Origin of the sequence: Serratia sp. Ag1 (genome assembly GCF_000743355.1) — a bacterium.
Lineage (GTDB): Bacteria > Pseudomonadota > Gammaproteobacteria > Enterobacterales > Enterobacteriaceae > Chania.
Genome location: NZ_JQEI01000050.1, coordinates 1 through 3,901, shown reverse-complemented (window position 1 = coordinate 3,901; position 3,901 = coordinate 1). Strand labels below are relative to the sequence as shown.

Annotated in this window: 3 protein-coding genes; all 3 read right to left on the bottom strand. The window is 57.0% G+C overall.

The window, feature by feature from the left end:
* Nucleotides 1-28: 28 nt before the first annotated feature.
* The 3 genes from IV04_RS25870 to IV04_RS22330 all read right to left on the bottom strand — a co-directional run bounded on the left by IV04_RS25870 (nucleotide 29) and on the right by IV04_RS22330 (nucleotide 3,851).
* The gene (locus IV04_RS25870; protein WP_369794966.1) at nucleotides 29-2,269 is read right to left on the bottom strand and encodes an ImcF-related family protein; all 2,241 of its coding nucleotides are present in this window, start codon (nucleotides 2,267-2,269) and stop codon (nucleotides 29-31) included.
* A gap of 194 nt (nucleotides 2,270-2,463) precedes the next feature.
* Nucleotides 2,464-3,588, bottom strand: a complete 1,125-nt coding sequence (locus tag IV04_RS22335) for a hypothetical protein (RefSeq protein ID WP_037404437.1) — start codon at nucleotides 3,586-3,588, stop codon at nucleotides 2,464-2,466.
* A 2-nt stretch (nucleotides 3,589-3,590) separates the two neighbouring features.
* Nucleotides 3,591-3,851, bottom strand: a complete 261-nt coding sequence (locus IV04_RS22330) for a PAAR domain-containing protein (protein WP_037404439.1) — start codon at nucleotides 3,849-3,851, stop codon at nucleotides 3,591-3,593.
* Between the last annotated feature and the right edge of the window lie 50 nt (nucleotides 3,852-3,901).

The following is a 3,901-nucleotide window of genomic DNA, read 5'->3' as shown; positions in this document are numbered from 1 at the left end:
GAGATATCGGTGAATGGATACAAAGTTATTACAACACAGTACGCCCCCATCGGCACAATGGTGGATTACCGCCCTGTGAATACGAAGAGCAGTGGAAAAAGGCTACGAAGGTGTCCTGATTTTGTGATCCACTACTCAGGGCCAGCAACGGACCAAAGGTCTCATCCAGCGGGCCAACCGGCCCACTGGCCTGCTGGTCTATCGCCGGTTCGACGTCTTTCTTTATCAGGGCCTTGGCCGACTTCACCAAAGAATCGGACAATGCTTCGGTCTGCTGCCCGGTTTGCCCTTGCCAGGCCACGGTGTTCATCAGCGCTATCAGCGGCGACTGGCGGACATCGCTCATCAAGGTGAGTTGGTCGATGACATCAGACAGGTTTTTCGCCTCATTCCAGTGCAGGCTGTTGAGAAAACTCAGCCAGGCACCGGCAAAGTCAGTGAAGTAACGCTCGGTCAGGCGCTTTTTCAGCGCTTCCGGTGAGATGTCATCAGAGATAGAACGGCGGTTATCACTGAGCACCCAGTCAATCTCTTCACGCCGAGAGGTGACCGCGTTGTCTATCGCCCGCTGGATTTGCTCCTCCCACGCCTTGCGGGTGAACATCCCAGGGATGGTTTCGTCCGTGTGGAACAAGCGTTGCGCATCCGTATCGCCCGTCATTTCGGCCAAGGTCATGTCGGCATAGTTGCGGCGCACTGACAGCAGCATGTTTTCATACAGCGTGCTTTCGGCATTACGCTGGCCGATTTCGCCCAGCAACACCTGCCGAGTCTGTGACACCAGGGCCTTGTCCGACACAATTTTCCAACTCGGCTGGGTGGGCAGATTGTGGGCATAAAACTGCCACAAGTCCGGTGCCAGACTCTGCCATAGCCCCGGAGAGACTCCCTGACGCAGCGGTTCGCTGGTTTTCATTACCTGGGCGAAAAAGGCTGCGTCGACCTTTTCCGGACGCGCCATCATCAGATACGCCTTCAACTGGTCATAACCGGATTTTGCCAGCACTGTCCGTTTCGGGCTATTGGCGGGCAGATTGGCCAATACACCAAGTTGCTGCTGCAGACTGTCTGCGGCGGCATCGCGAATTAAACGGTTACTGGCCTTGCCGTACCATGGCAACAGGGTATCGAGCAGTTGTGCATTATGGTCCATGCCGAAGCGCTGATACCAGGGGGAGCCTTCTGCCGCACGCACCTGCAGGCGGCCAATCTGGTTACGCAGTGCCTGCAGGGCCATCAGTTGTTCATCAGATACCGGCTGCGGCTGCGCCAGGCGCTGCACCTGCTCAGCCGCAGAGAGCATTTGCTGACGGTTGACGGCAAACGACGCCACGCTGCCCGCGCCCCACAAGACCATCAACGTTAACAGGCCATAACAGACCGTTTGCTGCCACGGCAGGCCGACACGACGGCCCCGTGCGGAACGGCAATCGTCCAACACCCCTTGCCAACTGGCGGGAGCAGCCCAGGTTTTTTCATGCACACCTGTAGAAGAAACTGTGGACACCTCTGGCAGGCTGAACATCAGCCCACGCAACGGAATGCGGGCGGCATAGTCGGCAAACCACGGCGTGAATACCTGCCGCCAGCGTGCGGCCTCGCTGGTGCCCAGAGATTGTGCCAGACGTAACAGGAAATCATGCGGCTGTTGAGCCAACACCTGCTGCATGCCTTGCTCGCGTAATTGGGGGATTAACGAGCGTAACTGACGTTCAATCGCATCCGGTGTCGCCTGGGCGGCAAAGACCGCGCCGACCGGTTGTGTCACCCGCTCATCCTGCGGCCATTGGCTTTCGCACACCTGCCACAGATAGACCGGCGGCTGATAGCGCAACGCTTCGCCGGACTTTTCCAGCGTACGCAGCCCATCATCCATCCACGAGGATACCCGGCTCTGCGCCTGCGTTACCGCCCAGACCACGCCGTCCAGCGGACGGCTGCGGCGCAGTTTTCGCCACGCAGCCAAGTGCGATTCGTCGCCTGGTGCATGCAAACTGCCACCGTACAGCAAGACGGTACGCTGCCCCTCCAGCCAGCCCTGTTCAGCCAGTGTCGGAGCCAGGGCGGCGACCTGTTCCGGTTCGCCCACCACCATCAGCAACCGCACTTTATAGCGCCAGGACAGGCCGTAGCGGCGGCGCAGGCGTTGGCGAAGAGCCGTGGTCCCTTCAGGTCTGGATACGGTAGGGCGTGCGGGGGCGTTATCGCGTCGCGTTGGTTTAAAATCGCGCTGTTTTCTCCGTTGTTGCCAGCGCCACCAGAATGACATGCCAATCAACCCGAAGAGCAAGGCTGAAAAAATGCTCCCCCAGACTGACCAGGCTTGGGAAGCCGCAATCCCCCGTTTTTCTAGAGCCTCCTGATTGACCAGTAACAGCAATGCGCTCAGTCCCGCCAACCCCACCATCAGGAGAAAATACCCCCAAAATCCAAAACGTGGCGGACGAGATCCTTTCTCTTGACTCATGAAAATAACTCCGAGGTGACTAGACACAGCCAACCTGATGATTGCGGTGTTTGACTGATAATCAGTTGATTTTGCGCGGTCTTGCCGACGGCGTCGACCATCATGGCCAAGGATACACCAAAAGAAAGCGCACCCGGTGGCCCGAAAGAGAGATCGAGAAGATGAACCGGCTGTTTCTGGGGTAACATCCACTGGCGCGTATCGGCGTACAGGGCAATCTCAGCCGGGGTCGTCTCGGCATAACCCGATAGCCAAACGTGCTGTATCTGCTTTTTCTCCAGCCGGGTATAGTCAAACAGCATATCAAGGTCGTCAGATAACTTTTCGGGCAGTAATGGCATCAGGCGCCCCAACCCCGCCATGACCGGTAACGCCTGCGCGCGGGCAAAGGCTGGCGAGGTTATCAGTTGGGCAGAAATAAGCTCGCTGGATGGTTGAGGCAGACGGTCAGGCCAGTGTTGCAAACAGAGCAGCAAAATCACGCCGCTACACTCAGACGCCTGCTGTAAAGCCGGAACGTGCTCAATAGCCTCAACAGTGTCGGGCACCAAATCCCATTGGCTGAATACCGCTGAAATCATGGATTCACGGTGCAGGGTGGGGGCATGCAGCATATACACCGTCTGCACGTGATGCCGATACCCCGGGCACTGGCGCTCCAGTTTACTATCAATCTCATGCAAGTGCGCAGATAACGAGCGTGGCGCACCAGACAGAGGACGGGCTTTTTGCGGATACAGGGGAATATCCTTCAGCTCACCCAATAAGGTGCCCATCCCTTCAGCTTCGGGCGTCAACAAGACATTCCCTACCACGGCGAGCTGTGCACGGCTCCATTGCTGCCACTGTGCTTTGGTCTGCTCCGTTTCTTCATACCAGGCGCGTGCCGATGCCGATGACTGTTCGTAGCGATTCAGCACCACACCGAAGAGGCACATCCAGAATAACAACCCGGGTAATGTGCCATAGAGTAATAACTGTCCATACGCCGTGATGTTACCGATAAACAGGGCGGACAGCGTACCGATCGTCAGTATCACGATCAATACAGCGAACCAGATGCCATAACGAGGAGGCGACAACACAGGTTGCTCAGGAATAGCGGGGATGGGCCAGGCCATAATTACGACTCTATACTGTTTTCGGGTTGAGAACTGATGACGCGACAGCCACAGGCGCACAGGCAGTTATTCACAACCACCTGTCGCCCTTCTTCGAAGGCGGTGGGGTCACCCTCCACGATGGTATTCATACCATGTTTGGGGCAGGAGACCCAATCACCGACCAGTGCTGCTCTTCGCCCATTGAAATACAGGGTGGAAGACGCGGTTTTTACTTCACCACCGTGGGTGGTGGCATCGCCTAAACAAACAACACCTGGCATACTCTTTTCTCCTGGCAAGGCTTACGCAGATAACAACGTAAACGCCATTG

What these genes read in the sequence shown, in the direction of transcription:
- IV04_RS25870 (WP_369794966.1), bottom strand. Translation starts at nt 2,269, where the DNA reads ATGTCATTCTGGTGGCGCTGGCAACAACGGAGAAAACAGCGCGATTTT.
- IV04_RS22335 (WP_037404437.1), bottom strand. Translation starts at nt 3,588, where the DNA reads ATGGCCTGGCCCATCCCCGCTATTCCTGAGCAACCTGTGTTGTCGCCT.
- IV04_RS22330 (WP_037404439.1), bottom strand. Translation starts at nt 3,851, where the DNA reads ATGCCAGGTGTTGTTTGTTTAGGCGATGCCACCACCCACGGTGGTGAA.